The organism is Rahnella inusitata (assembly GCF_018288855.1).
GTDB lineage: Bacteria > Pseudomonadota > Gammaproteobacteria > Enterobacterales > Enterobacteriaceae > Rahnella > Rahnella inusitata.
Map to the genome: position 1 here is coordinate 1,021,071 of NZ_CP065024.1, position 24,511 is coordinate 1,045,581.

General features: G+C 50.6%; 26 protein-coding genes and 2 pseudogenes. 20 read left to right on the forward strand and 8 right to left on the reverse strand.

Annotation, left to right across the window (positions count from 1 at the left end; genetic code table 11):
* Positions 1-235 precede the first annotated feature (235 nt).
* From malG to malE, 3 genes are all read right to left on the reverse strand, one after another.
* On the reverse strand, positions 236-1,126 hold the full coding sequence (malG, locus tag I2123_RS04750; protein ID WP_112164629.1) for a maltose ABC transporter permease MalG: 891 nt from the start codon (positions 1,124-1,126) through the stop codon (positions 236-238).
* A gap of 13 nt (positions 1,127-1,139) precedes the next feature.
* Positions 1,140-2,684, reverse strand: a complete 1,545-nt coding sequence (gene malF / locus I2123_RS04755) for a maltose ABC transporter permease MalF (protein ID WP_213051881.1) — start codon at positions 2,682-2,684, stop codon at positions 1,140-1,142.
* A gap of 87 nt (positions 2,685-2,771) precedes the next feature.
* Positions 2,772-3,986: a maltose/maltodextrin ABC transporter substrate-binding protein MalE gene (malE, locus tag I2123_RS04760; RefSeq protein ID WP_112164631.1), complete on the reverse strand. Its 1,215-nt coding sequence runs from the start codon at positions 3,984-3,986 to the stop codon at positions 2,772-2,774.
* Positions 3,987-4,363: 377 nt separating this feature from the next.
* Here malE and malK point away from each other — a divergent pair, with 377 nt between their 5' ends.
* The 8 genes from malK (at position 4,364) to gdhA (ending at position 12,322) form a co-directional block, all read left to right on the forward strand.
* Positions 4,364-5,473 (forward strand): maltose/maltodextrin ABC transporter ATP-binding protein MalK, encoded by a 1,110-nt coding sequence (malK, locus tag I2123_RS04765; protein ID WP_112164632.1) that lies wholly within the window; start codon positions 4,364-4,366, stop codon positions 5,471-5,473.
* Positions 5,474-5,499: 26 nt separating this feature from the next.
* Entirely contained in the window at positions 5,500-6,798 is a 1,299-nt protein-coding gene (locus tag I2123_RS04770; RefSeq protein ID WP_167457506.1) for a maltoporin, read from the forward strand.
* A gap of 232 nt (positions 6,799-7,030) precedes the next feature.
* The gene (gene malM / locus I2123_RS04775; protein ID WP_112164634.1) at positions 7,031-7,933 is read left to right on the forward strand and encodes a maltose operon protein MalM; all 903 of its coding nucleotides are present in this window, start codon (positions 7,031-7,033) and stop codon (positions 7,931-7,933) included.
* Between the two features lie 160 nt (positions 7,934-8,093).
* Positions 8,094-8,933 carry an AraC family transcriptional regulator gene (locus I2123_RS04780; protein ID WP_213051882.1) on the forward strand — a complete coding sequence of 280 codons (840 nt, stop codon included), beginning with the start codon at positions 8,094-8,096 and terminating at the stop codon, positions 8,931-8,933.
* Positions 8,934-8,984: 51 nt separating this feature from the next.
* Positions 8,985-9,425, forward strand: a complete 441-nt coding sequence (locus tag I2123_RS04785; protein ID WP_112164636.1) for a DUF2000 domain-containing protein — start codon at positions 8,985-8,987, stop codon at positions 9,423-9,425.
* 67 nt (positions 9,426-9,492) lie between these two features.
* Positions 9,493-10,191, forward strand: coding sequence for an acid phosphatase (locus tag I2123_RS04790; protein WP_213051883.1), 699 nt, complete (start codon positions 9,493-9,495; stop codon positions 10,189-10,191).
* 165 nt (positions 10,192-10,356) lie between these two features.
* A complete protein-coding gene (locus tag I2123_RS04795; protein ID WP_213051884.1) occupies positions 10,357-10,842 on the forward strand; it encodes a methylated-DNA--[protein]-cysteine S-methyltransferase in 486 nt (161 codons plus the stop codon).
* 136 nt (positions 10,843-10,978) lie between these two features.
* A complete protein-coding gene (gdhA, locus tag I2123_RS04800; protein WP_112164639.1) occupies positions 10,979-12,322 on the forward strand; it encodes an NADP-specific glutamate dehydrogenase in 1,344 nt (447 codons plus the stop codon).
* A 518-nt stretch (positions 12,323-12,840) separates the two neighbouring features.
* Here gdhA and I2123_RS04805 read toward each other — a convergent pair.
* Positions 12,841-14,568, reverse strand: coding sequence for an AIPR family protein (locus tag I2123_RS04805; RefSeq protein ID WP_213051885.1), 1,728 nt, complete (start codon positions 14,566-14,568; stop codon positions 12,841-12,843).
* A 129-nt stretch (positions 14,569-14,697) separates the two neighbouring features.
* Positions 14,698-15,117: pseudogene (locus I2123_RS04810) on the reverse strand (tyrosine-type recombinase/integrase); the annotation flags it as partial.
* Between the two features lie 156 nt (positions 15,118-15,273).
* Here I2123_RS04810 and I2123_RS04815 point away from each other — a divergent pair.
* From I2123_RS04815 to I2123_RS04825, 3 genes are read left to right on the forward strand one after another with little or no spacing between them, the layout of a single operon-like run.
* The gene (locus tag I2123_RS04815; protein ID WP_213051886.1) at positions 15,274-15,765 is read left to right on the forward strand and encodes an Hcp family type VI secretion system effector; all 492 of its coding nucleotides are present in this window, start codon (positions 15,274-15,276) and stop codon (positions 15,763-15,765) included.
* A 12-nt stretch (positions 15,766-15,777) separates the two neighbouring features.
* Positions 15,778-16,134 (forward strand): tlde1 domain-containing protein, encoded by a 357-nt coding sequence (locus I2123_RS04820; RefSeq protein WP_129991656.1) that lies wholly within the window; start codon positions 15,778-15,780, stop codon positions 16,132-16,134.
* On the forward strand, positions 16,131-16,637 hold the full coding sequence (locus tag I2123_RS04825) for a hypothetical protein (RefSeq protein ID WP_213051887.1): 507 nt from the start codon (positions 16,131-16,133) through the stop codon (positions 16,635-16,637). Before I2123_RS04820 ends, I2123_RS04825 begins: the two co-directional genes overlap by 4 nt.
* Before the next feature lie 115 nt (positions 16,638-16,752).
* Here the strand turns inward: I2123_RS04825 and I2123_RS04830 are convergent.
* From I2123_RS04830 to I2123_RS04840, 3 genes and pseudogenes are all read right to left on the reverse strand, one after another.
* Positions 16,753-16,869, reverse strand: a pseudogene (locus tag I2123_RS04830) (replication endonuclease); the annotation flags it as partial.
* Positions 16,870-17,179: 310 nt separating this feature from the next.
* Entirely contained in the window at positions 17,180-18,196 is a 1,017-nt protein-coding gene (locus I2123_RS04835; protein ID WP_213051889.1) for a phage integrase, read from the reverse strand.
* Between the two features lie 2 nt (positions 18,197-18,198).
* Positions 18,199-18,783, reverse strand: coding sequence for a phage repressor protein CI (locus I2123_RS04840; RefSeq protein WP_213051890.1), 585 nt, complete (start codon positions 18,781-18,783; stop codon positions 18,199-18,201).
* 110 nt (positions 18,784-18,893) lie between these two features.
* Between I2123_RS04840 and I2123_RS25420 the strand changes: the two genes are divergently transcribed.
* The 9 genes from I2123_RS25420 (at position 18,894) to I2123_RS04880 (ending at position 24,473) form a co-directional block, all read left to right on the forward strand.
* The gene (locus I2123_RS25420; RefSeq protein WP_244879878.1) at positions 18,894-19,115 is read left to right on the forward strand and encodes a regulator; all 222 of its coding nucleotides are present in this window, start codon (positions 18,894-18,896) and stop codon (positions 19,113-19,115) included.
* Positions 19,116-19,145: 30 nt separating this feature from the next.
* Complete coding sequence (locus I2123_RS04845) at positions 19,146-19,655, forward strand: phage regulatory CII family protein (protein WP_213051891.1); 510 nt, start codon at positions 19,146-19,148, stop codon at positions 19,653-19,655.
* A gap of 9 nt (positions 19,656-19,664) precedes the next feature.
* Entirely contained in the window at positions 19,665-19,868 is a 204-nt protein-coding gene (locus I2123_RS04850; protein ID WP_213051892.1) for a phage filamentation protein Fil family protein, read from the forward strand.
* A gap of 2 nt (positions 19,869-19,870) precedes the next feature.
* Complete coding sequence (locus tag I2123_RS04855) at positions 19,871-20,236, forward strand: hypothetical protein (RefSeq protein WP_213051893.1); 366 nt, start codon at positions 19,871-19,873, stop codon at positions 20,234-20,236.
* 7 nt (positions 20,237-20,243) lie between these two features.
* Entirely contained in the window at positions 20,244-20,675 is a 432-nt protein-coding gene (locus I2123_RS04860; RefSeq protein WP_213051894.1) for a hypothetical protein, read from the forward strand.
* A gap of 74 nt (positions 20,676-20,749) precedes the next feature.
* The gene (locus tag I2123_RS04865) at positions 20,750-21,028 is read left to right on the forward strand and encodes a DUF2732 family protein (protein ID WP_274611818.1); all 279 of its coding nucleotides are present in this window, start codon (positions 20,750-20,752) and stop codon (positions 21,026-21,028) included.
* Complete coding sequence (locus I2123_RS04870; RefSeq protein WP_213051895.1) at positions 21,019-21,294, forward strand: DUF3850 domain-containing protein; 276 nt, start codon at positions 21,019-21,021, stop codon at positions 21,292-21,294. The genes I2123_RS04865 and I2123_RS04870 overlap by 10 nt, the downstream gene beginning before the upstream one ends.
* The gene (locus tag I2123_RS04875; protein ID WP_213051896.1) at positions 21,291-22,121 is read left to right on the forward strand and encodes a Dam family site-specific DNA-(adenine-N6)-methyltransferase; all 831 of its coding nucleotides are present in this window, start codon (positions 21,291-21,293) and stop codon (positions 22,119-22,121) included. The genes I2123_RS04870 and I2123_RS04875 overlap by 4 nt, the downstream gene beginning before the upstream one ends.
* Before the next feature lie 201 nt (positions 22,122-22,322).
* Positions 22,323-24,473 (forward strand): replication endonuclease, encoded by a 2,151-nt coding sequence (locus tag I2123_RS04880; RefSeq protein ID WP_213051897.1) that lies wholly within the window; start codon positions 22,323-22,325, stop codon positions 24,471-24,473.
* Positions 24,474-24,511: the final 38 nt, after the last annotated feature.

The window sequence follows — 24,511 nt, forward strand, 5'->3', positions numbered from 1 at the left end:
CTCATACCGCCGTTATGGGGTCGGGATAAAGCGATAATCCACCCGGTGTACGCCGTGCTGTTGCATGACCTCGGTGCTCTGTGATGCGAGTTGCCGAAGCCGCCCTCAATGAGTCTTTCAGAATGCAGGGCTCAGCGGATAAAAAAAAGGCGGCTTATTAAGCCGCCCAAGACACAGGGAATCAAACAAGTAGAACACCCATTGCTGGGATTAAGCGCATTAGCTTTTACATCAGTTACCCTTTCACTCCCCCCGCCGTCAGGCCACCGACCAGCCAGCGTTGAGCAATCAGGAAGACCGCCGTAATCGGTATGGCGGACAGAATCGCTGCCGCCGCGAAATCGCCCCACAGGTAGTTTTGCGGGTTGAGATATTGCTGCATGCCGACCGCCAGGGTGTAGCTGTTGACATCACGCAGCAGCAGGGAGGCGACCGGGACTTCAGTGATTGCAGCAATAAACGAAAGAATGAAGACGACGGCCAGAATCGGTACCGACAGCGGCAGGAGCACCAGCCGGAAAGCCTGCCACGGGCTGGCGCCGTCCAGCGCAGCCGCTTCTTCCAGCGAGCTGTCGATGGTTTCGAAGTAGCCTTTGATCGTCCAGACGTGCAGCGCGATGCCGCCCATGTAGGCAAAAATCACACCACCGTGGGTGTTCAGTCCGAGGAACGGCACGTACATGCCGAGGCGGTCGAAGAGGGCGTATAACGCCACCAGTGACAGTACCGCCGGGAACATCTGGAAGATCAGCATCCCTTTAAGCAGCGAGCTTTTTCCGCGGAACTTCATGCGGGCAAAGGCGTAAGCGCAGGTGGTGGACAGGGCGACGATCCCGACGGCGGTGATCGCGGCGATTTTGATTGAGTTCCACAACCACAGCATCACCGGGAATGGCGGCGGCGTGATGCTGCCGTCACTGTTGGTGACGGCGATCCCCAGCGCCAGTTTCCAGTGATCCCATGAGACCTGATCCGGGATCAGGCTGCCGGTGGCGAAGTTACCGGGGCGCAGCGAAATGGCGAACACCATCAGCAGCGGGAACAGGATCAGTGCCAGAAAGCACAGCAGCAACAGGTGCGTCACCAGTAATCTGACTTTTTGCGACTTAGGTTTAACCATTGGCATTGTTTGTTTCTCCTCAGTCGAATTTCATGCGTGAAGCTTTCAGATTCACGATAGCCAGCGCGCCAACCAACAGGAAGATGAGCGTGGCAATCGCTGCCGCCAGCCCGAAGTCCTGTCCGCCGCCGCCTTCAAAGGCGATGCGATAGGTGTAACTGACCAGCAAATCGGTATGTCCGGCCGGTGTGGTGGTGCCGAGCATGTCCGGCCCGCCGTTGGTCAGCAACTGGATGAGCACAAAGTTATTAAAGTTGAATGCGAAGCTGGCGATCATCAGCGGCGTCAGAGGTTTGATGAGCAAAGGCAGCGTGATACGGAAGAAGTTCTGCATCGGCGTGGCGCCGTCCATTGCTGACGCTTCGTAGAGATCGTCCGGGATTGCCTTGAGCAGACCCATACACAGGATCATCATGTACGGGTAACCCAGCCAGGTGTTGACGATAATGATCATACTTTTGGCGGTCCACGGATCGCTGAACCACGCCGGTTTTATGCCAAACAGCGCGCTGAGCATCAGGTTAATTTCACCGAAGCTCTGGTTGAATAAGCCTTTGAAAATCAGAATCGAAATAAAGGCCGGTACCGCATACGGCAGGATCAGCAGGATGCGGTATGCCGCTTTGCCTTTCAGCTCCTCCCACTGCACCACGCAAGCCAGCACCATGCCGACGGCGACGGTCAGCACCACGGTCAGCAGCGCGAAAACAATTGTCCAGACGAAGATCGACAGGAACGGTTTCTGAATGCCTTCATCGTGGAAGACGCGCAGGAAATTCTGCCAGCCAATGCCAACGGTAAATCCGGGGCTGAGTTTTTCAGCCTGCCATTCGCCCTGGGCGTTCACTGCCTGATAAAAACCGGTGTCCATGTTCGGGCGGTAGATTGTGCCGGTTTGCGCGTTGGTCAGCTGTTTGCCGTCGTCAGCCCGTTTGTACAGCGGCTGGGTGCCGGAGAACTGGCGCAGGGAACTCATGCGCAGGGTTTCGCCGTCGGGCAGTCTGGCGGCCAGTTGACCGAGCGCCAGACGGTTTTGCGTCACCACGCGTAATCCGGCTTTGTCACCGGCGGGAACGGCCTGCGGCGTCATTTCCAGCGTTTGTAGCGCGGAGGCGTCGAAGGCAAACGGCGGAGAGACCAGTGTTTCGCTGCTGTCTGCGGATGTCAGCGCCAGTTGCCATTTCTCACCTGCAGGAAAGAGTGCAAAATTCAGTGCTTTTCCACCCTGAAATTCGCGGCCCATTAACACCGACTGCGCACGTTCAAAAGTCAGTTGGTTGGTGCTGCTGTAGTTAGTAAAGGCAATCGCGATGGTACACACCAGCGGGAACAGCACAAATAACGACATCCCGGCCAGACCGGGATAGACGTAGCGCCACGAATAGGCACGGCGGTTGCCATAAATATAGAGGCCGAGGCTGGAGAGGATCAGCGCCAGAACGGCAAAGAGGTATTCACCCTGCGCATACATCAGCACGATCAGGTAACCGGATAAGCAGGCGAGCAGGCCGATGGCCAGCCATTTTAACGCGTTGCCGAGCGGTCGTTTTTTGGCTACTGGCATAGGGAAATCCTTTTAGTAACGGTGCGGACTTCATCAGGCCGCACCGTTTATTTCATTACCTTAACTTCATCAACGACATCACAATCATTACTTGGTAATGCGTGTTTCTACGTCTTTCAGTGCCTGCGGAACGGTCTGACGGCCATTCACTGCGTTGATGATTGCACTGCGTTCTGCGTACCAGAAGGCACTCATCTGCGGAATGTTAGGCATGATTTCGCCGTTTTTGGAGTTCTCCATGGTGGCGGCGATACGCGGGTCTTTTTCCAGCTGTTCCTGATAAGATTTCAGCGCCACTGCACCCAGTGGTTTGTCTTTATTCACTACCGCCAGACCGTCGTCGGTAATCAGGTAGTTTTCGAGGAACTCTTTCGCCAGTTCTTTGTTCGGGCTGGCGGCGTTAATCCCGGCAGTCAGCACGCCGACGAACGGTTTAGACGGTTTGCCATGGAAGGTCGGCAGCAGCGTCACGCCGTAGTTGATTTTGCTCTTGTCGAGGTTTGACCATGCCCACGGGCCGTCGATGGTCATCGCGGTCTGGCCTTTGTTGAAGGCGGCTTCGGCGATGGAGTAATCGGTGTCGGCGTTGATGTGCTTGTTCTTCACCAGATCGATGATGAATTGCAGGCCTGCCTGAGAACCCGCGTTGTTCACGCCGGTGTCTTTAATGTTGTATTTGCCGTTTTCAAACTTGAAGGCATAACCGCCATCCGCGGCGATGATTGGCCAGGTGAAGTACGGTTCTTGCAGGTTCCACATGATGGCGCTTTTGCCTTTAGCACGCAGCTCCTTGTCCAGCGCCGGGATTTCTTCCCAGGTTTTTGGCGCTTCTTTGATAATGTCTTTGTTGTAAATCAGCGACAGCGCTTCGACCGCGACCGGGTAGCCGATAAGCTTGCCGTTAAAGGTCACGGCGTCCCAGGTGAACGGGAACAGTTTGTCTTTGAAGGTTTGATCCGGGCTGATTTCAGCCAGCAGACCAGACTGTGCGTAGCCGCCAAAACGGTCGTGCGCCCAGAAGATGATGTCAGGGCCGCCGCCGGTGGCTGCAACCTGCGGGTATTTTTCTTCCAGCTTGTCCGGATGTTCTACCGTGACTTTAATGCCGGTGTCTTTCTCAAATTTCTTGCCGACTTCCGCCAGGCCGTTATAGCCCTTGTCACCGTTGATCCAGATGACCAGCTTTCCTTCTTCTATTTTGGCAAAAGCGGAAGATGACAACACCAGCGTCGCCAGCGCTGAGAGTGCCAGTGTGTGTTTCACGACTTTCTTGATGAAAGGAACCTTAATGCTGAGGGTCATAATCCAATCCTTTTTATTCCTGTAGGGAGTCGGTTTTTCTAACGTCATAGACGGAAAAGACAGGGTACGACGCCAGTGTGGATTCAACCCGCCGGAGCTTCATCATCCCCCCCTCTACGCCCCCGCCTCTCAGAATGTGATCCCGCCGACACTCTCAGGCGTTATGTGGTTCATCACTCAAAAATATGGTTCGATTTTTGCCATTCAGATCACGAATTTGATTTTTGATGTGAACTTTCATCCGGTTGCGCGAACTCGTCATCCTCCCTGCTCCTCCCCCATGAAAAACTTTGTTACGGATGATTACGCTTTACGCCTAATCCTTCACTCTTCGTTGCATTGAGTTTCATCGCTGGCAGCAAGTACAGGAGTTCAGGATGGCGAGCGTTTCCCTTAACAGCGTGTACAAAGCCTTTGGCGACACCGTGATTTCCAGTGACATCAACCTGGACATCGACGAAGGCGAATTCGTGGTGTTTGTCGGCCCGTCGGGCTGTGGTAAATCGACGCTGCTGCGCATGATTGCCGGCCTGGAAGACATCACTTCCGGCGAGCTGAAGATTGGCGATAAACGTATGAATGAAGTGCCGCCCGCTGAACGTGGCATCGGCATGGTGTTCCAGTCTTATGCGTTGTACCCGCACCTTTCCGTGGCAGAAAACATGTCCTTTGGCCTGAAGCTCGCCGGTGCGAAGAAAGCCGAAATCAATCAGCGCGTGAATCAGGTTTCTGAAGTATTGCAGCTGGCGCATCTGCTGGACCGACGTCCAAAAGCGCTTTCTGGCGGACAGCGTCAGCGCGTGGCGATTGGCCGTACGCTGGTTGCCGAGCCGACGGTGTTCCTGCTCGATGAACCGCTGTCCAACTTAGATGCCGCGCTGCGTGTACAGATGCGTATCGAGATTTCACGTCTGCATAAGCGCCTGAAACGCACCATGATTTACGTGACCCACGATCAGGTCGAAGCGATGACGCTGGCCGACAAAATCGTGGTGCTCGACGCCGGACATATCGCGCAGGTCGGTAAGCCGCTCGAGTTGTATCACTATCCTGCCAACCGCTTTGTCGCCGGTTTTATCGGCTCACCCAAAATGAATTTCCTGCCGGTGAAAGTCACCGGTGCCGAAGCTTCACGCGTGCAGGTCGAATTGCCGAACCGCCAGCAGGTCTGGCTGCCGGTGGAAGGCGGCAACGTGAAAGTCGGCAGCAATCTGTCGCTGGGGATCCGCCCGGAACACCTTCTGCCAAGTGACGTCGCCGAAGTGACGCTCTCCGGCGAGGTACAGGTTGTCGAGCAGTTGGGCAACGAAACACAGATTCACATCCAAATTCCGGCAATTCGTCAAAACCTGGTGTACCGCCAGAACGACGTGGTGCTGGTAGAAGAAGGTGCAACATTCGCCATCGGTTTGCCGCCACACCGCTGCCACCTGTTCCACGAGGATGGAACAGCCTGTCGCCGGTTACACCCCGAACCTGGTGTTTGAAAGCACGCGATCCCCTACAGGAGAAAATGATGATCACAATGCGTAGTTCTTCCCTGGCGCTGGCAGTGGCTGCTGGCATCCTTTCTACACAAGCAATGGCAGTGGATTTCACCGGTTATGCCCGTTCGGGCATTGGCTGGACTGGCAGCGGCGGCGAGCAGCAATGTTTTAAAGCCACCGGTGCTGACAGCAAATACCGTCTGGGTAACGAGTGCGAAACTTATGCCGAGTTAAAACTGGGCCAGGAAGTGTGGAAAGAAGGGGATAAGAGCTTCTACTTCGATACCAACGTCGCGTATTCCGTTTCACAGCAGAACGACTGGGAGTCAACCGATCCGGCTTTCCGCGAAGCAAACGTGAAGGGTAAGAACCTGATCGAATGGCTGCCGGGCTCCACCATCTGGGCTGGTAAGCGTTTCTACCAACGTCATGACGTTCACATGATCGACTTCTACTACTGGGATATTTCAGGTCCGGGTGCCGGTCTGGAAGATGTGGATCTGGGCTTCGGCAAGCTGTCTCTGGCTGCGACCCGTAACACTGAAAGTGGCGGTTCCTACGGGTATATCGCCGATCAGCGTAACGAAGTACCGACCTCCAACGACGTGTTCGACGTCCGTCTGGCCGGTCTGAACCTGAACCCAGGCGGCGTGCTGGAACTGGGTGTGGATTACGGTCGTGCCAATGCGCGTGACGGTTACTCACTGGATAAAAACTCTGCCAAAGACGGCGTGTTGCTGACTGCAGAACATACGCAAAGTATTTACAACGGTTACAACAAGTTCGTCCTGCAATACGCGACGGATTCCATGACGGATCCAAATACCGGCGCAGCGACGGGGCACTCTAACGGCGGCAACATCAACAGCAACGGCCACATGGTTCGCGTTCTGGATCACGGTGCGATTGACTTCAACGACACCTGGAGCCTGATGTACGTGGCGATGTATCAGGACGTTGACCGCGACAACAACAACGGTGCGACCTGGTACACCGTGGGTGTGCGCCCGATGTACAAATGGACGCCAATCATGAGTACCCTGCTGGAAGTCGGTTACGACAACGTGAAATCTCAGCGTACCAGCGACACTAACGGTCAGTACAAAGTCACTCTGGCACAACAGTGGCAGGCCGGCGACAGCATCTGGTCACGTCCGGCCATCCGTGTGTTCGCCACCTATGCGAACTGGGATGAGAAATGGGGTTACGACACCGACAGCGGCGCAAACAATGGCTTAGCGATGAATGACACCAGCACCCGTACGTTCAGCCGTGGTAACGACGATGAAGTGACATTCGGTGCCCAGATGGAAATCTGGTGGTAAATTTTTCCTTCCTCCTTCGCGCTGCCGATGCGTTGGCTGCGCGTCCTCGCCCCGGTCACGTAGTTGTCTGCGTTTCCGGGGACCAGGACGCTTGCCGCCTTCCGGCAACCCGAAAGAGTGTGGAAAAATGGCAATGTAAGCTTTAAAAAAAATCGCAGTAAAGAAGATGTGCTGGCTGGCGGAATGCCAACGGTAGCCGCCAGCCTTCATGGTGATTCAAAAGGAAATAACAATGAGAAAAAATCTGCTGTCACTGTGTCTGTCTCTGAGCCTGATGGGTGCTGTTCCTGCGGTGGCCTATGCCGCGCAAAATGATGCGAATACGGCACCGGCGATTTCCAGCCAGACCTTACGCAACCTTTCATGGACGCCGCTGGTTCCACCAGTGACGCAGGATGTGACGCTCGGAACCTCCAGCGTACAGATTAATCAGGGTGATATTCAGGGTGCCGTCGGGGCGTATTCTTTGCCTGCCGATCGCGGATCCCTTGAGATCACGCTGACCAGTATTGCCACCGGCAAAACCCTTTATGCGCCGAACGTGTTAGTGCTCGATGAGCAAATGCGCCCGGCAGCGTTTTACCCTTCCAGCTATTTCCCGTACCAGAAGCCGGGGATCGTCTCCAGCGATCGTCTGGAAGGCACTCTGAAACTGACGCCAGCGCTGGGTCAAAAACAAATTTATCTGCTGGTGTACACCACGCGTCAGGATCTGGCGGGCACCACCCAGATGACCAACCCGGCCAAAGCCTTTGCAGCTGGCGTGGGTAACGCCGTGCCGGATATCCCGGATCCGATCGCCCGTCATACCCCAACAGGTACCCTGAGCCTGAAAGTCAGCGCCGAACAGAGAACGGGTAACGTGATGATCGGCCAGATCTTCCCGTCTTCCACAGCGCCTGCTGCCACGCCAGTGGTCGTCGGTAATACCCAGCCTGCCGCCGCTGCACCTGCTGCTGCACCGGCGAAGCCGAGCGAGCCAATGCTCAGCGATTCAGAAAGCTATTTCAATGATGCTATCAAGAAAGCAGTGAAAGCGGGCGACGTGGATAAAGCGCTGAAATTGCTGGATGAAGCCGAACGTCTGGGCTCAAAAACAGCCCGTAAAACCTTTATCGAAAGCGTTAAGCGGTAACTCCCTCTCCTGCGAACGGGAGGGTTGGGGTGGGGTATTCATAGCATCTCAGTCACCCGTTAAACGCCTCCCCTTCGCAGGGGGAGGCGTTTAATCATGCCCTGTTTTATTCATCTCTCCCGTTTGTTACCCTGTTGTTAATTCATTCGGCGGGGAATGTATGGCATCTGCAAACTGGGTCAATTTCTCGAAAGATACAGACAGCGGGATCGAGACGATCCATGCCCATTTCGAAGGTCACGCTTACGATCCGCACTGGCACGACAGTTATCTGGTCGGCGTTACCCAGCAGGGATTGCAGCAGTTCAGCTGTCGCCGCCAGAAACATCAGAGCCTGCCGGGCAAAGTCTTTATGCTCGAACCGGGGGAAATCCACGACGGTGACGCCATCCAACCCGGCGGTTTTACCTATCACATGTTGTATCTCGATCCGCAGTGGCTCAGCCGCGAGCTGGCCGCGCGGCGCGACACTCTTTCTTGCGCGGGTGACCCGAGTTTTGAAAATACCTTAGCGCAGGATCCGCAGCTGGCGCTGGCCACCTCGCGGGCGTTTCAGGCGCTGCACGGCAAAGAGTTACGCATAGTGCGCCAGACCGCGCTCGACGGATTACTCGGCGCACTGGGCGGACACCTGACGTGGCAGCCGTCGCCGTCACAGCCTTCTGTCCCCTGGTCGCGGGTGGCGCATCAGGCGCGGGAATATCTGCACGCGCATCTGCATGAAGACATCGGCCTCGACCAGCTGGCCGCCGCCACCGGTGAAAGTCGTTTTGTAGTCAGCCGCGCTTTTAAAGCTGAGTTCGGTCTGCCGCCGCACGCCTATCTCATCCAGCTAAAACTGACCCGTGCCCGCGACGGGCTGGCCGCAGGAGGCACGCCTGCCACAGTGGCGGCTGATTTAGGTTTCGCCGATCAAAGCCATCTCGGGCGCTGGTTCCGCCGCGCTTATCAGCTCACCCCGGCACATTACCGGCGTCTGTGCACAAATCTTCCAGATTGAGAAAACGCGACAGGCTAAGCTCGGGTTTCAACTCAACCGGAGCCCATAACAATGACTACCCCTGCAACCCTGCTTTTATCGCCCCCTGAACGCTGCGTGATTGTCATCAATCAGCAACTCTCCACCGGACATGCCGCCAATGCCGCTGCCGTACTGGCGCTGACGCTCGGGCAACGCCATCCGGTGCTGGTCGGCGCACCGCTCATTGACGCCGATAAACGCCAGCATCCGGGGCTTATTCCGATTGGTATCAGTGTGCTGGTCGCGAACAGCGAACAACTGACGCATCTTCATCAGCATTTATTGAACGACGACGAGATGGACGGCATCATTTTTCCGGTCGAAGGGCAACAGACCACCGATTACGCCGCGTTTCGCGAGGCGGTTTCTGGGGTGCCGACGGCAGATTTGCAATTGCTGGGGATCGCGCTGGCGGGCAATAAAAAAGTCGTCAGAAAACTCACCGGTAAACTCGGTCTGCTCGGCGCATAGCTGTCATTGAACCGTCACATTTACTGACTATTCTCCTGATATTCAAACTCATATTAGGAATTTCACCGTGCGTAAGTCCGTCATCGCTTTGCTGCTTTTCACGTTGGGTTCGACCTTCGCCGTTCAGGCTGCGGACGAGGCCAAACCCTTTATCACCAGCCAGGAACTTGATCTGACTAAATACCTGCCGGCACCACCGGCAGATGATTCCGCGCAGACAAAAGCCGAGTTGAAAGAGCTGCTGGAGATCCAGGCCACCCGTACGCCGGAACAGGAAAAGGCTGCGGTCGCTGACGCCGAAGAGAATGTCTGGCGCTTTGCAGATGTGATGGGACCAGACTTTACCGCGGCAAAACTGCCGAAAACCGCCGCGCTGTTTGACCGCGTGATTGCGACCGAAGACGTGGTGGACGATCACGCCAAGAAAGCGTTCAACCGCCCGCGTCCGTACATGCTCGATGAGCAGATCCATCCGCTGCTGAAAAAATCTAAATCCGGTTCCTGGCCTTCCGGGCATTCCACCGTCGGTTATCTGATGGCGACCGTGCTCGGCGATCTGGTGCCGGAAAAACGTAACGCCTTGTTTGCCCGTGCGTCTGTGTATGCCGAAAACCGTCTGGTGGCCGGTTTCCATTACCGTTCAGATACCGTGATGAGCCGCACTGGCGCCGCGCTGATCGCCCAAAAAATGGCAGAGCAGCCGGATTTCCAGGCTGAATTCGACGCGGCAAAAACCGAACTGCGCACGCAGCTCGGGCTGAAGTAACTTCCTCTTAAAACCTACTCCTAAAGCGTTACATTCCTGTATGTAACGCTTTCATTTCCCGAAATTTTTACGGAATACATCCCGCAATTCCCTGTTTTTCCCCTTGGTTCACTTCCGGCATTTCCGCTAAAGTGTCGTTCGCTATATACGCAGAGGGCAGAGCAGATGGAATACAGATTCAAGCGAATAGATTCACCGGTAGGATTACTGACGCTGGCCGCCAAGGGTGACAAGCTGACGGCTATCTTATGGGAATGCGAAATCGATGGGCGAGTGAAACTGGGTGATATGATCGAAGACCCTGCGTTCCCGGTCTTGCTGAAAACCGAACAACAGCTCAATGAATACTTTGCGGGTAAACGAACCCGTTTTGAGCTGGATCTCGATTTCACCGGTACCGAGTTCCAGAAAGAAGTTTGGGCTGCCTTGCTTGAAATTCCGTTTGGCGAAACGCGCAGTTATAGCGATATTGCCCGCCGCATCGGACGCCCGAAAGCGGTCCGCGCCGTCGGTGCCGCCAATGGCCGCAATCCGATTTCTATTGTTGCACCGTGCCACCGGGTGATCGGTACTTCCGGTAAGCTCACCGGCTTTGCAGGGGGGCTTGCAAATAAAGAGTTATTGCTTCGTCTGGAGGGGCGTAAATTTTAAACCAGGGTGCAGGTTCCTGGAGCGAAAAATTCCTTGATGTTCGTTTGTAAGTCGATGCATAGTCAAAAAATAAGCCGTAAATAATTAAGTCGTAAAAAGCAAAAACAACATCACTTAGAAACGGAGTTTTTAGTCAATGGATCAGATTCAATCCCTCGAACAGTTCTTATCCTCAGTCCAGCAGCGTGACCCGCATCAGGTCGAATTCTCTCAGGCGGTACGAGAAGTCATGACGACTCTCTGGCCGTTCCTCGAACAAAATCCTCAGTACCGTCGTTCGGCTTTACTTGAGCGTCTTGTTGAGCCGGAGCGCGTTATTCAGTTCCGTATTGCGTGGGTGGATGATAAAAATCAGGTGCAAGTGAACCGTGGCTGGCGCGTGCAATTCAGCTCGGCCATCGGCCCTTATAAAGGCGGTATGCGTTTTCACCCGTCGGTAAATCTTTCGATCCTCAAGTTCCTTGGTTTCGAGCAGACCTTCAAGAATGCGCTGACTACGCTGCCGATGGGCGGCGGAAAAGGTGGCAGTGACTTCAATCCGAAAGGCAAAAGCGAAGGTGAGATAATGCGCTTCTGTCAGGCGCTGATGCTCGAACTGTATCGTCACCTCGGGCCGGACACTGATGTTCCTGCGGGCGATATCGGTGTCGGCGGGCGAGAAGTCGGTTATATGGCGGGCATGATGAAAAAGCTCTCCAACAACACCGCCAGCGTGTTCACCGGCAAAGGATTGTCATTTGGCGGCAGCCTGATCCGCCCCGAAGCCACTGGATACGGCCTGATCTATTTCACTGAATCGATGCTAAAACGCCACGGTCTGGATTTCGAAGGCATGCGCGTGGCCGTTTCCGGCTCGGGCAACGTCGCGCAATACGCGATTGAGAAAGCCATGTCACTGGGCGCTCGTGTGATCACCGCCTCTGACTCCAACGGCACTGTCGTCGACGAAGCCGGTTTTACCCCCGAAAAATTGGCGCTGCTGACGAACATCAAAGCCAGCCGCGATGGCCGTGTGGCGGATTACGCGCAAAAATTGGGGCTTCAGTATCTCGAAGGCCAACAGCCGTGGAACGTACCTGCAGATATCGCGCTGCCATGTGCCACGCAAAACGAACTGGATGCAGAGGCTGCGCGCACGCTCATCGCCAACGGCGTGAAAGCCGTAGCCGAGGGTGCGAATATGCCAACGACCATTGAAGCAACGGATCTGTTTATCGAGGCAGGTGTGCTGTTTGCGCCGGGTAAGGCCGCGAATGCCGGTGGCGTAGCAACGTCTGGTCTGGAGATGGCACAGAACGCCGCGCGCCTGAGCTGGAAAGCCGAAGAAGTCGATGCGCGCTTACGCCACATCATGCTGGACATCCATCAGTCCTGCGTTGAATACGGCGGAGAAAGCCAGCAGACGCAATATGTGCGCGGCGCGAACATCGCCGGCTTCGTAAAAGTCGCCGATGCTATGCTGGCGCAGGGCGTCTTGTAAATCCGGAGCGACACTTTAGCGCCACGTTGATTAGCCATTAAAAAAGCCACTTCGCGAGAAGTGGCTTAATTTTTTGAATCTAAAGCTAAAGTTTGGTGGCCCTTGCTGGACTTGAACCAGCGACCAAGGGATTATGAGTATCAACTTAGCTCTAATGAAATTATATATATAATATAATAATCAATGGCATAGCTTGCCAGTTATTGCCTTGGTTTGCAGTCATACACCGATTGAGTCGCCACTTTATCGCCATTTTTTGGGGCGCGTGCGCTATGGTATGACGGCAACTCTGTGCCTGAAACGAATCTTTACTCATATTCGTGTGTGGACAAAATTGGTACTCCATTTCAGTAACACCTCCGAGAAACTGAGCTATTAGCAAAACAACCCGGAAATGACTAGCATTTCCAGGTTCTACACAACTAATGAATCAACCAACTATTCTCTAACTGAATCAGTGCTATTAACCGATTTTTTTAAAAAATGTGGTTCACAATTAAAACTCCTCCCTTAAGTTATTAACTCTGCTTAGGAAATAGTCTACGAGTAAACGCCTCTACTACACTTTCAGTTCTAATATAGTCTCGAATTTTTTCACGAGTACTTATTTCTGACTCAGATATTATCTTTTCGAGATGATTCGCAACTTCCTCAATGTGAGATGCAAATAAATCATTATCATCCAAAATAGCCAAGATAGCATCTTTAACTTTTTTCTGGCTTTTTGGTGATGCATCTAGAATATTGGGTGTTTCCCATTGTTTTCTTACTAGTGCATATAAGGCATAGAAACGGTAAATAACTCGCGACCTGTCAACTTTTGCCGTGCGTACCAGATAGTCAAACTTATACAATGCAAGCGCAGCCATATGATAAAGTTCAACATTGTGACCTTCCGAGAAAATTCTGCTTGAGAATTCTTTTCGTATACCCCTATGGTCTCGTGCGGCGCGATTTGGTTGGTAAAAGAACATAGCCGCGGCAACTTTCATTAAGTCTGAAGGGCGAAGAATACGCGTGCGTTCAATTAAAATTTCTCGATACTGGTTATCTCGCCTTTCAATATAAATTCTGGAATCGCTGCTTTGTGAAGCGCAGTATTCCTCTAAATCTTTCATGAAAGGACGCATCGCCCAGAACTGATCTTCTCTGACTTCGTTTTGGCGGTTTGTGCCAATGATTACGCTGGAAATAAATTCAGTATCGCTACATCCAATTAGTCTTAATGGAACCGAAATACCGTCAGCTTTGCTTTTAATATATGCCAATATATTAGTAGTTTGGCATCCATTTACAATTTGATAGTCTTCAAGGGTAAATATATCACCTTTACGGTCTATGCTTTTTGAAACGACGGTAATTCCGTTGTTTTTGAAAACAAATGACGAGTCGTCCCCTAATTCCAGCTCAGAAATAATCGACTTGTTTATTTCTGAGTCTGGGTTGAAGTCTCTGACATTGTCGTAAAATAGTGCTCTATTTATATGTCTAATCCCCTCTTGGTCTGGGTCTCCAAGTGCAATTGCTAATATCTCTGATGCAGGAACATATCCTATGTAAGCCTCATCAACTTTATCGTGGCTTGGCAAAGTTATTGCTTTCTGGAAGGTTAGTTTTGCCGATGATGAATTGGTAGCAGAGCGAAATCCATTTTGAATAACTTTGGCACCGATGCATTCAATGTGAATATCGTTAAAGATATTTAATTCACTTAGGCGGGTTTTATTCATATCAATCAATTGCTGGATGACACCAGAAACCTCACCGGAACCGGTTGTGCAATAGTAACACCTCAGTGATGGGCTTACTTTAGTCGCCGTGGCATAGATTTGATCTTTTACTTCGACAAGGCTCTCTAATTGCGGACCTTTTACTAAGGTTTGAGTAGTAAAAAAATCATGTACCCCATCGAGAAATTTTGAGATGTCACCATAGTCTAAGCTGTCTGATGTCTTCGATTGAAAGAAATGAAACTCTGAGGTGTGATTCTTCCCTGTTGATAGGATTTCAGCTGCCTCGTCCACATCAGTACAAAGTGCCCCTTGAATGGAAATGGCGACACCGTCAATACCAAACTCTGAGCCTTTAAGATGGGCTTTGAATGGATCTATGTTCTCTCCAAGAACGCCATTTTCCAATGCAAATATTGACATCACCTCAAAGAGGTCAGATTCGCTCATATTTTCATTAGGGTTCATTTCTTTGAAAGTCTTAAGCTGTGCTTTAACAATTGGATTCATTGCCATTTATTTACCTCATTTTGTTTTTTCATAACCTGTAGGTATTATATTTTTTATAGCATACTTACACATTTTGTTATTATGCAAACTTAACTAGTTTATCTTATGGCTTTCCGGTTTCCTTTCCAATTCATTTCAGACCATTTTTAAGGGGTTTAGCCGTAATGCCTCTTCAAGATATTCTGGTGCAAAATGAGCATATCGCATAGTCATTTTGATATCTGTGTGACCTAACACACGTTGGAGAACTAGGATGTTACCTCCATTCATCATGAAATGAGATGCGAATGTATGGCGCAGTACATGCGTTAGTTGACCTGCGGGTAACTCAATATCAGTGCGTTCCAGAGCGGAACGAAATGCACCATAGCAACTCTTAAATAATCTTCCTTTTTTCACTACTGGCAATGATTCATAAAGCTCTTCACTTATGGGGATGGTTCTATTTTTTCGGCCTTTAGTCTTTGTATAAGTCACGCTGTATTTTGTGACCTGGCTATTATTCAGTTCCTCAGCTTCTGACCAGCGAGCGCCGGTTGATAGGCATAATTTAACAATGCTAACGGGGTCAGTATTGTTTCTCTACCACACTCTACCACCCGAATGCCTTGCCTGCAAAATAGACAATCCCTGCCTTGCGGTAAAGTCCATATTGTTAAAGTGGTTTTTTGGGTGTATGTTTTCCATACAAAACATAAGGAGGTGTTAACAATGGCGATACCAGCATATTTATGGATAAAGGATGACTGCGGAGCAGACATTAAAGGTTCTGTTGATGTCCGGGGACGTGAGGGGGGCATTGAGATAGTAGGTTTTACGCATGACGTTTCAATCCCCAATGACAACAATACTGGGAAGCCGACTGGCACCCGGATTCATGCACCGTTTACTTTCGATAAGGAAATTGATTCATCGACCCCCTATATCTACAAAGCTTTATGCACCGGGCAGACGCTCAAATCTGCTGAAATAAAATACTACCGTATCAATGATGCTGGGCAGGAAGTGGAATATTTTAATACCCTTTTAGAAAACGTAAAAATTATTGGGATTATTCCAATGATGCACGATATTAAATCTGCGTATGGCGAAAAAAGAAACCACATCGAATACGTTGAATTGCGATATGAAAAAATCACGTGGAAATATTTGGATGGGAACATTCAACATTCTGATCGCTGGAACGAACGCGCTACTGCATAAGGAGATGTGAAAATGGTTTGGACATACAAACAAAGTACCGGTGAAATGTTCCACGATGGTGTGCTTGTTGGACAAGGTTATTCCGGCGTTTTAACCAACAAAAACAATCCTGACCGCCAACATGTTAGAGGTATGGGACCTCTACCGCGTGGGACTTACCGAATTGGATCCACGACAGCGTCTAAAGGCCCAATGACCATAGAACTTCACCAAACATCTGGCGATTCTTTTGGCAGGAGCCTATTTCGAATTCATGGTGAAAGAACGCACGGGCCATCAGGTTTCGCATCTGAGGGCTGTATTATCCTGCCACCATCAGTGCGTCACCAAATCCGAGGGTCTTCTGAATCTCTTGAGGTCGTCAGATGAGGGTTTTTGCTGCACTTTTATTGTTTCCTGTGATGGCTTTTGCTGCTGCTACTCCGCAAAAATTACGCAGTGAAATCCAAAAATATGGCGAAGCTGAATTCTCTGAAAAAATATCATCAGATGATTGGAAAACCGCGCTTGATAATATTTCCAGCGGTCAAAATGAGTGGATATCTTTAGCACCGGATTTAGCGCCGGTGATCAATCAGCAACAGGCAGAACAGCTCTCCGAAGCACTTTATTATGCTATTGCCCCAAATGCTAAAGAGGCATTGGACACTCTCGCCATACTCGATAAGCACAAATATAAGCATCAGCAAGGAAGCGTTCTATCCTGTGTTTCACCGTTAAATCAGCCTCAGGAAGAAATGATGCGTATTTATAATGAAACACGTCTGGCATTGCTTGATGTTCCTGGAGTTGAATCCGCAACCTGTCTATGGTCACTGGAAGGCTGGATGGAACAGGTTAAACAGGAAGATGCCTCGAAAACCAATAAGTAGTTATGGCAGAAGAACTTGCCTTAAATCGTATCCTTTACTGAGGGATGATTAAGATTATGCTTGGATGAAGCGGGTTAAGTTTTTTTGCGGCCTAGGGCTATCTGGTTGCGTTCTGCGTATTGACGGCCATCTTGCCTTCCAGCACGTAACTGTCGATATTTTTTGCGATGTATTTGGCGATGTAGCAAGCCGCGCCGCCACGGTTCAGGTGTTTACCGTCAAAGAGGTTTTTTTGCATTTTCGCTAAAAAGGAAAGGAGGAACCGGTTAAGAGAATCGCCACTCGTGAAAATGCATCGCCATTTCATCGCCACTGAAAATAGAAACAAAAAAGCCACTTCGCGAGAAGTGGCTTAATTATATGATTTTAAAGCTAAAATTTGGTGGCCCTTGCTGGACTTGAACCAGCGACCAAGCGATTATGAGAACCATGATCCTACCTTGTAAAACAGTAACTTACGTTGTATATCAAGCGGTTGGCTGTTGAGTATGATTGAATATTACTGAGGATTTGAGTTCTGGGGGGACAGAAAGGGGGCAATTCTAATGCTCCAATGGATTCAGACGGATCGCCTCTTCAAGGTGGTCGGGTGCGAAATGAGCATAGCGCATCGTCATTTTAATATCCGTATGTCCAAGGATTCGTTGGAGCACAACAATGTTGCCACCGTTCATCATGAAATGGCTGGCGAATGTATGCCTTAAGACGTGAGATAGCTGCCCGTCAGGTAATTCTATGTCAGCCCGCTTTATGGCTTTTCTAAATGCTGAGTAACACGAAGCAAAAAGGGCGCCGCCAGTTTCCGGGAGTGAGTCATAAAGTGCTTTGCTGATAGGTACAGCCCTGTTGCGGTTACCTTTAGTCTTTGTGTATGTAATTCGGTATTTTGTGACTTGAGCGCCGCGCAAGGTTTCCGCTTCTTTCCATCTGGCTCCAGTAGCCAAGCAAATGCGAACAACATCGTAAAGGCATTCTGTACGGCTATTCTTGCATTCTTGAAGTAACTTGCCGATCTGGTCTTTTGTTAGGTAGGCCATCTCGCTTTCTTCGGTTTTGAAAGCACGGATTGTTTCCAGCGGATTTTCTGATTTCCAATGACCTAATCTTTTCAATTCATTGAAAACGGCACGGAAATATGACAGCTCTAAATTGACTGTCCTAGGTGTCACTTTGTCTATTCTGGATGTTCGGGAAAACTCACCTGATAGGCGACGCTTTCGGTAATTTGAAAACATCGTTGCATCGAATTCTTTTGCATTAGGCCTGCCCATGCTCTGGTAAGCAAACTCCATTGCACTCAGTCTTCTTGCACCATCATCTAAGGTAATGCCGTGTTCGTCATACCAAAGAGTAACTAGGTCTAGAAGAGTTCGACGATCTTCTTTGCCATCAATCCAAGGCTTACTATCCAGATTTTCAAGGATGTGGTTTTGGTAAGCCAGCGCTTCCCCCTTTGTGGAGAATGTTTTGCGTATGCGTTTGCTAGGCTTTCCCTTTGGTTTACCTTCTGGATAGAAATCCAACTGCCACTTGCCGTCTGTAAGTTTTCTAATACTCATAGTCAACCGTTGCTACAAGTCATTACCACGCGTCCGATAATTTCAATATCGTCAATCGAACAATCAAACGCCATTCCCACGCCGCTAACTCTTACCTTGTGAATGGGTATTCGAGTTAGGGTGCGCACGCTTACCTTGCCCTCAATATTTACAATCCATTGGCCGTCGTAAACATCGGCAAATTTCTGATCAACAATGTACTGAGTTTTCTCGTCCAGAACGCAAATAGGTGATGTGGGAAGAGGGACACCAGGTAGAAACATGACCTTATCAAACATAAGGTAGCCAGATTCAAACAGCTCTCCGTCAACTAGCTTTTTACGAGAAAACTTCATTACGTCTAATTTTCCGTCATCATATTTTTTCCCCTTCCCACTTACTAACCACTCTAAAGTTACATCTGTTTCAGCCATACATCGTACAACTATATCCGCAGGGAATAAGCCACGTTTGTAGCGAGCGGCAAGGCTGCTGCTCGCCATTCCTAGGTGGTTGGCAAGAGCAAGTTTTGTATTGAAACCATAAGCCTCAATCACTCTATCTAAGACGTCAGGGCTATTTTTATCTAGATCAATTTGTAGGTTCAATCAAATCACCGCTTGATTTGTAGATTGAATCGAATATATGATTCAGTTTCTAGGTTAGGTCGAATAATGCTGAGTATTGCTGTACTCAGTCGAAACAAGGAGTTTGCCTTATGCGTCCAAACATTACAATTACCATCCCCGTCCCCTATATGCCCTTAGACGAATACTGTCGTGTAACCGGTATGTCTATGGGAACCGCTCGCGACATGGTTCGAGATGGCCGTTTACCAATTAAACCTAAGACTGATAAAGCTCGCGGTTTAGTAGAGGTAAACATGGCAGCGCTTACTGTTCGCGCTTTAAGCGAATGCAATATTGCGCTCCAAGCGTAATTCAGCTTAGTGATTTGGGAAAAGATAACCATGTTTGATTATCAAGCCTCCATACATCCGCATCTGGATACAGCCTGCCGTCGTTTCTCCTTGGCTCACAACCTTACTGAGGTTGCTACGGTTATGGGGGTTTCAGCGCAGGTATTACGCAACAAGCTGAATCCAGGCCAGCCACACCGTTTAACTCTGCAAGAGCTGATCTTGCTGACTGATATCACAGACGATTCGACAGTGTTAGATGGTTTGCTGGCACAGCTTAAATGCTTGCCTGCGGTGCCGGTGAATGAGGCGAAGCCCGACAATTTACCCATGCACGCTCTGAGTGCCACGGCCGCAATCGGCGTTATCGCCGGTGAAGCCATATCCGCTGCACCTATGACGCAACTCCGTAGAAACGCCATTTTAGACCGAGCCAATCAGGCGATCCGCGATCTGTCTTTGCTCGTTGTGTCTGTTGAGTCGCGTTTTCACACCACGCCGCTGCTGGCATCCGCAATGGACGTAATGAGTTCATGCGGCGTCATGCCCGGCCTGAATTGAGGCTATTCGATGAAAGTTTTCGCACAACTATTAAAGCAACAATCGCCATCCGCCCAGCTTCCGAGCTATGGCCACGGTTGGCTAGAACTGCCAAACGGTCAACGTTGGCAACCGGCCGCAAGCAAAGTGGCGTTTCTAAGTGGTTGTCGTCACCCAATGGTGAAGATTAAGCGCCGCCCTTGGTGGTTCCGACTGATGGGGTTAAGGGGGTAAGCATGGATCAGCAAACACCGAAATGGATTATTGAAGCCCGAAAGATGATTTCAGGCCGTGATAACAGGGTGAAAGATTACTGGGATAGCCTGTCAGAAAGTAAAAGACGCTCTTGGTGTTTTATCTCCGATCTCAAGAATCCGCATGTCTTGCTTTCTTGGGCGGAATTAAAAGAGGAAGAAAAAGCAGCTCTGTGGAGAGGGGTCTTAGTGATAAGGAAGTTGCATGAACAAACCAGACTTTTCACGCAACAGGAATTTAAAAGCGAGGCTGTTTTTAATCTGAGTGATCGAGCAAACCGGCTTGCAGAGCAAGTAGATCAGCTTGTTCAAAGAATCGATAGTGAAACCAAAAATTCAATGCACTGAGGGACGTATGAAAATTATCACCGTAGACGAAAAAGGTTTAATGGAGTCGTTCGCCACGTTTGGTGTGAAGTTCAACTATAGCCGTTTCTTTTTGGCGAAATGCCATGTCACTGACGGCCGCGTTGCGCTGACGCCATTCATGTTTAATGACACGGTTCACCTCGATAATCCACACCAATGGTTTGCGGCCAATGCTGCGTTTTGGGTTCGCGCTTACCGTGAGTCAGAATCATTGGCGGATCAGGTCGAAACTATGGCCAGCATCCGTGCCCTGTATTTCTTATCGGGTTCGCTTGGCCAAGGCCAAATCCACGAAATAATCCGTACTTGGTTCAATCAAACCAAAGAAGTGCATCGCATCGGTGCGCTAAACATGTCACCACCTGCACCGCTCCATAAAGAGCCGGGCGCAGGACGCAGAACTGCCAGTTTCCACTAACTAAAACACGACGAACGCCCACGGCTTCCATCAGGTGGCCGGGGTTTCTTGCTGCCAAAAATTGGAGTTACCCCATGAATTTAACCAGAAATGACCGCCCGAAACGCACGCCAATGCTGCGAGGTTTTGACCAATCATCACCGGCTTATCAGGACTCTGATCGCATGGCCAGCATGTTGAAGGATGCCCGCGCAGAAACAATGGCGTACGCAGCAGTGAAGTTTTCCGGCCGTCTGGAACGTCTTGCGGCGCATATCGCGAATGAAGGGTTTAGCGCTGCTGAAATCGTTGAACTGCTACGTCAGGAGTCTGAGCAATTTGCACGCCAAGGGGAGGCAGGGAAATGCAGGTAACTCATGATTTAAAAATCTTGCCTGAGTATTTTGCGGCCGTGATGGACGGGACTAAAAGGGCAGAGTTCAGGAAGTTTGACCGTAATTTCAAGGTGGGTGACTTCCTTTGGCTTCATGAATACAAAGACGGGGAAATGACCGGTTCCAGCCGCTGCGTGCTCATTACTCATGTTCTCCCGGTTCACCACCTCTGCGCTGAGCCGTATGCGATGCTGTCATTTGCGCGTTTTTCTGAGTCCCTGAATGCATGGGAGCACACCCTATGAAAACCGTTTTGAAATGGGCAGGTTCAAAAGTTCGCATCATCGAAACCCTGAAAAAGCATTTGCCCGCTGGCCAGCGTCTTGTTGAACCGTTTGCCGGTTCATGCGCAGTGATGATGAATACAGATTACCCAGCTTATTTTATTGCTGATGTAAATCGCGATTTGATCGACTTGTACAAGCTGATTGCAAAGCAACCGGCCGCGTTCATCCAGACGGCAGAGGCGCTATTTGAGACGGGAAACACTGAGGCGGAATATTACCGTTTACGTTTTGCGTTCAACTCTAAACCTGTCGGAGATGTAGACCGCGCCCCGCTTTTTCTCTACCTCAATCGTCACTGTTATAACGGGTTATGCCGTTACAACAAAAAGGGCGAATTCAACGTACCTTTCGGCAAATACAAAAAGCCGTACTTTCCAAGAAACGAGATCATGGCATTCGCTGAAAAAGCCAAATTGGCCACGTTCCATTGTGGGAACTACAGCGAAGCATTGAAAGCCGCGCAGACGGGGGATGTGGTTTATTGCGATCCGCCGTACCTAACTGAAACAGCTAATTTTACCGCTTATCACTCTGCCGGATTCGGCCATGAAGAGCACGGACGCCTTGCCAGAGCTGCACGCCGTTTGGCCGGGGAGGGCGTTCCTGTTGTCTTGTCAAATAGTGATGCCGAGATGGTTCACTATCTCTATAAGGATTTCTCGATCTCCAAAATCACCGCACCGCGCAGCATTGGCGCAGCGGCCGGCAGTATTAAATCCGCTCAAGAAATCATTGCGAAATTGCTTCCCGCCAAGCAGCTGCATGAGGTGATTGCCTGTGATTAATCAATTCACCTGGTTAGATATTTACCTGATCGGCATGGTTATAACATTCGCCTTAGCATTGACTGTTAATCACCGCCGTAAGCTAAACAAAACAGATCCAATTCACATTCTCGTCATGGCCTCTTTGTTATGGCCAATTACGATTTTTATAGGGTCTGTGGATCTTATCGTTAATTCCTGTTTTATCTGGTCGTCACGCAGATGAATGATTATCTTGGCCAGCATCATGCAACTCGTGAGATTCAAAAGGCGCAGTTTTCACCTAGTGCGCCTGCTGGGATTAGCCTGACCGAACGCCAGTTATGGCATATCAACAAAGACGATCACGCATGGCGTGCTGAGTATCTGGCAGAAATGCCAAATTTCTTAGCGCGTTACTTTGGCGATCGTTACAGCAAATTAATGGAGGCTGGCCATGATGGCCGCCGCCGTGCCAATACATTTTTACGCACAACATTGGGTAAAAATGTATTGCCACGTCTGCGGAAAGTTCGCCAACAGTATGCAGCGGATTTCCAGGGCGCTGGCGGTGTGCATATCCCGTTTGTAAAGGACATGGAAAAACTCCCAGGCTATGATCGTGACGACGTGCGCAACTTGGCGCACCGTGTCGCAGATTTTATGGCCGAATGTTTCAATGATTTCATTCGCACGGCCTTTCTGGAAGATTCCAAATCACCCGAAGAACTAGAATGGCGTGCAACAGCTGCTTACCGTCACTTGGCCGAGCTGGTGAACCAGTTCAGTATTACGCCGCCTTATTGGCATACCTTCAAAGCGGGCAACAATTTCACAGCGCGTAATGCTGAGTCAGGTTTGCTGCGGATGATGGCACCGGAATGGTGGCGCGGTAAGTTGAAACGAAGCCGTGACCTGCTGCGTGAACATATGGCCATAGCTGTGGGGCAGGTTCAAAAGGCAGCATCGGCTTACGTTAGCCGTTCCACGCAAGGGGAATGGGTAGAGCAAAAGAAACGTAACCGCGAATTCTTCAAAGCCTGTGACATGCAAAATCTTGATACCGGCGAACGTAAATCATTGGCCGAATTGGTTGACGGCAGCAATGCCAACCCTGCAAAACGCCGGTGCGAACTGATGGTTCGTATGCGTGGGTTTGAAGATTTGGCCAATGAAATGGGCATGTCCGGAGAGTTTTACACGATCACCGCGCCGTCTAAATATCACGCCGTGCACAGTAAAGGCGGGTTCGTTTCTCAGTGGAACGCGGCCAGCCCGCAGCAAACACAAAAATACCTATGCGGTGTGTGGGCAAAAGCCCGCGCCGCTTTTTCTCGCGCCGGGATCCACGTCTTTGGTTTTCGCGTGGTTGAACCACACCACGACGGGACACCGCACTGGCACATGTTGCTGTTTATGCGGCCGTCAGACGTGGCCGAGGTGCGGGATATTCTTTGTTACTACTCCCGCCTTGAAGACTCCGAAGAACTGCAATCCGAATACGCGCTCAAGGCGCGTTTTCACGTTGAGCCTATTGATGAAGAGAAGGGCAGCGCAACCGGCTATATCGCCAAATACATTTCTAAAAATATCGACGGTTACGCACTGGATGGTGAAGTGGACGACGAAACAGGCGAAAGCTTAAGAGATATGTCCAAGGCTGTTTCAGCCTGGGCAAGCCGCTGGCGGATCCGTCAGTTTCAGCAAATCGGCGGTGCGCCGGTGACCGTCTGGCGTGAGCTGCGGCGTATGCGTGACATTACCCTGGAAAACAAATCTATGGACGCGGTTCTGGCTGCGGCCGATGTGGGGTGTTGGGCATCTTATACCCAGGCGCAGGGCGGCGCGTTGGTATCCCGTCGCGATCTGGTTGTGCGCCTGATGTATGAAATCACCGAATGCGGAAACGAATACGGGGAAGCCGTTCAACGTATTCAGGGAGTTTATTCGCCTTTATGTGGTCAGGAATCAGAGGTATTAACGCGCCTGGTCAAGTGGGCGATTGTTCCGAAGTTGGCCGACAGCGCAGCGGAGGCTGCTTTTCCTGGCGGCAACGCCGCCCCTTGGAGTTCTGTCAATAACTGTACGCAACGTACGATCACCGAGTTGAAAAAGGGCATTGGTATTCAGTCTCAGGACGCGGATCAGATGGCCAAAGCGCTGGCCAGAGGGAACATTATTCATCTGGATAATGAAACCGAGATGAAACTAGAGGGCAATCGGGTACTGGTCAGGCCGAGAAAACATTATTGCAAGGAGTGCAGCGTGGTGATCACGCCTGAAAATGAGTCTTTTGATTCACCCGGTGAGTGTCGGGGGTGCGCTGATGGCCATGAATTCCAATCCGATCATGAGGATGCAGTTAACCGCGCCTTTGAGGCAATGGGGATTTAATGCAAGGCGAAAACTCGCAAATGCACGTTAAGGTTGCT

Bases quoted from the DNA above. Each gene is read 5' to 3' on its own strand.
- I2123_RS04870 (WP_213051895.1), top strand. From the start codon at position 21,019: ATGCAGGTAACTCATGATTTAAAAATCTTGCCTGAGTATTTTGCGGCC.
- I2123_RS04815 (WP_213051886.1), top strand. From the start codon at position 15,274: ATGGCGATACCAGCATATTTATGGATAAAGGATGACTGCGGAGCAGAC.
- I2123_RS04875 (WP_213051896.1), top strand. From the start codon at position 21,291: ATGAAAACCGTTTTGAAATGGGCAGGTTCAAAAGTTCGCATCATCGAA.
- malM (WP_112164634.1), top strand. From the start codon at position 7,031: ATGAGAAAAAATCTGCTGTCACTGTGTCTGTCTCTGAGCCTGATGGGT.
- I2123_RS04820 (WP_129991656.1), top strand. From the start codon at position 15,778: ATGGTTTGGACATACAAACAAAGTACCGGTGAAATGTTCCACGATGGT.
- I2123_RS25420 (WP_244879878.1), top strand. From the start codon at position 18,894: ATGCGTCCAAACATTACAATTACCATCCCCGTCCCCTATATGCCCTTA.
- I2123_RS04780 (WP_213051882.1), top strand. From the start codon at position 8,094: ATGGCATCTGCAAACTGGGTCAATTTCTCGAAAGATACAGACAGCGGG.
- I2123_RS04770 (WP_167457506.1), top strand. From the start codon at position 5,500: ATGATGATCACAATGCGTAGTTCTTCCCTGGCGCTGGCAGTGGCTGCT.
- I2123_RS04805 (WP_213051885.1), bottom strand. From the start codon at position 14,568: ATGGCAATGAATCCAATTGTTAAAGCACAGCTTAAGACTTTCAAAGAA.
- I2123_RS04880 (WP_213051897.1), top strand. From the start codon at position 22,323: ATGAATGATTATCTTGGCCAGCATCATGCAACTCGTGAGATTCAAAAG.
- I2123_RS04795 (WP_213051884.1), top strand. From the start codon at position 10,357: ATGGAATACAGATTCAAGCGAATAGATTCACCGGTAGGATTACTGACG.
- I2123_RS04855 (WP_213051893.1), top strand. From the start codon at position 19,871: ATGGATCAGCAAACACCGAAATGGATTATTGAAGCCCGAAAGATGATT.
- I2123_RS04845 (WP_213051891.1), top strand. From the start codon at position 19,146: ATGTTTGATTATCAAGCCTCCATACATCCGCATCTGGATACAGCCTGC.
- I2123_RS04850 (WP_213051892.1), top strand. From the start codon at position 19,665: ATGAAAGTTTTCGCACAACTATTAAAGCAACAATCGCCATCCGCCCAG.
- I2123_RS04865 (WP_274611818.1), top strand. From the start codon at position 20,750: ATGAATTTAACCAGAAATGACCGCCCGAAACGCACGCCAATGCTGCGA.
- malK (WP_112164632.1), top strand. From the start codon at position 4,364: ATGGCGAGCGTTTCCCTTAACAGCGTGTACAAAGCCTTTGGCGACACC.
- malG (WP_112164629.1), bottom strand. From the start codon at position 1,126: ATGCCAATGGTTAAACCTAAGTCGCAAAAAGTCAGATTACTGGTGACG.
- I2123_RS04860 (WP_213051894.1), top strand. From the start codon at position 20,244: ATGAAAATTATCACCGTAGACGAAAAAGGTTTAATGGAGTCGTTCGCC.
- malE (WP_112164631.1), bottom strand. From the start codon at position 3,986: ATGACCCTCAGCATTAAGGTTCCTTTCATCAAGAAAGTCGTGAAACAC.
- I2123_RS04825 (WP_213051887.1), top strand. From the start codon at position 16,131: ATGAGGGTTTTTGCTGCACTTTTATTGTTTCCTGTGATGGCTTTTGCT.
- malF (WP_213051881.1), bottom strand. From the start codon at position 2,684: ATGCCAGTAGCCAAAAAACGACCGCTCGGCAACGCGTTAAAATGGCTG.
- gdhA (WP_112164639.1), top strand. From the start codon at position 10,979: ATGGATCAGATTCAATCCCTCGAACAGTTCTTATCCTCAGTCCAGCAG.
- I2123_RS04785 (WP_112164636.1), top strand. From the start codon at position 8,985: ATGACTACCCCTGCAACCCTGCTTTTATCGCCCCCTGAACGCTGCGTG.
- I2123_RS04835 (WP_213051889.1), bottom strand. From the start codon at position 18,196: ATGAGTATTAGAAAACTTACAGACGGCAAGTGGCAGTTGGATTTCTAT.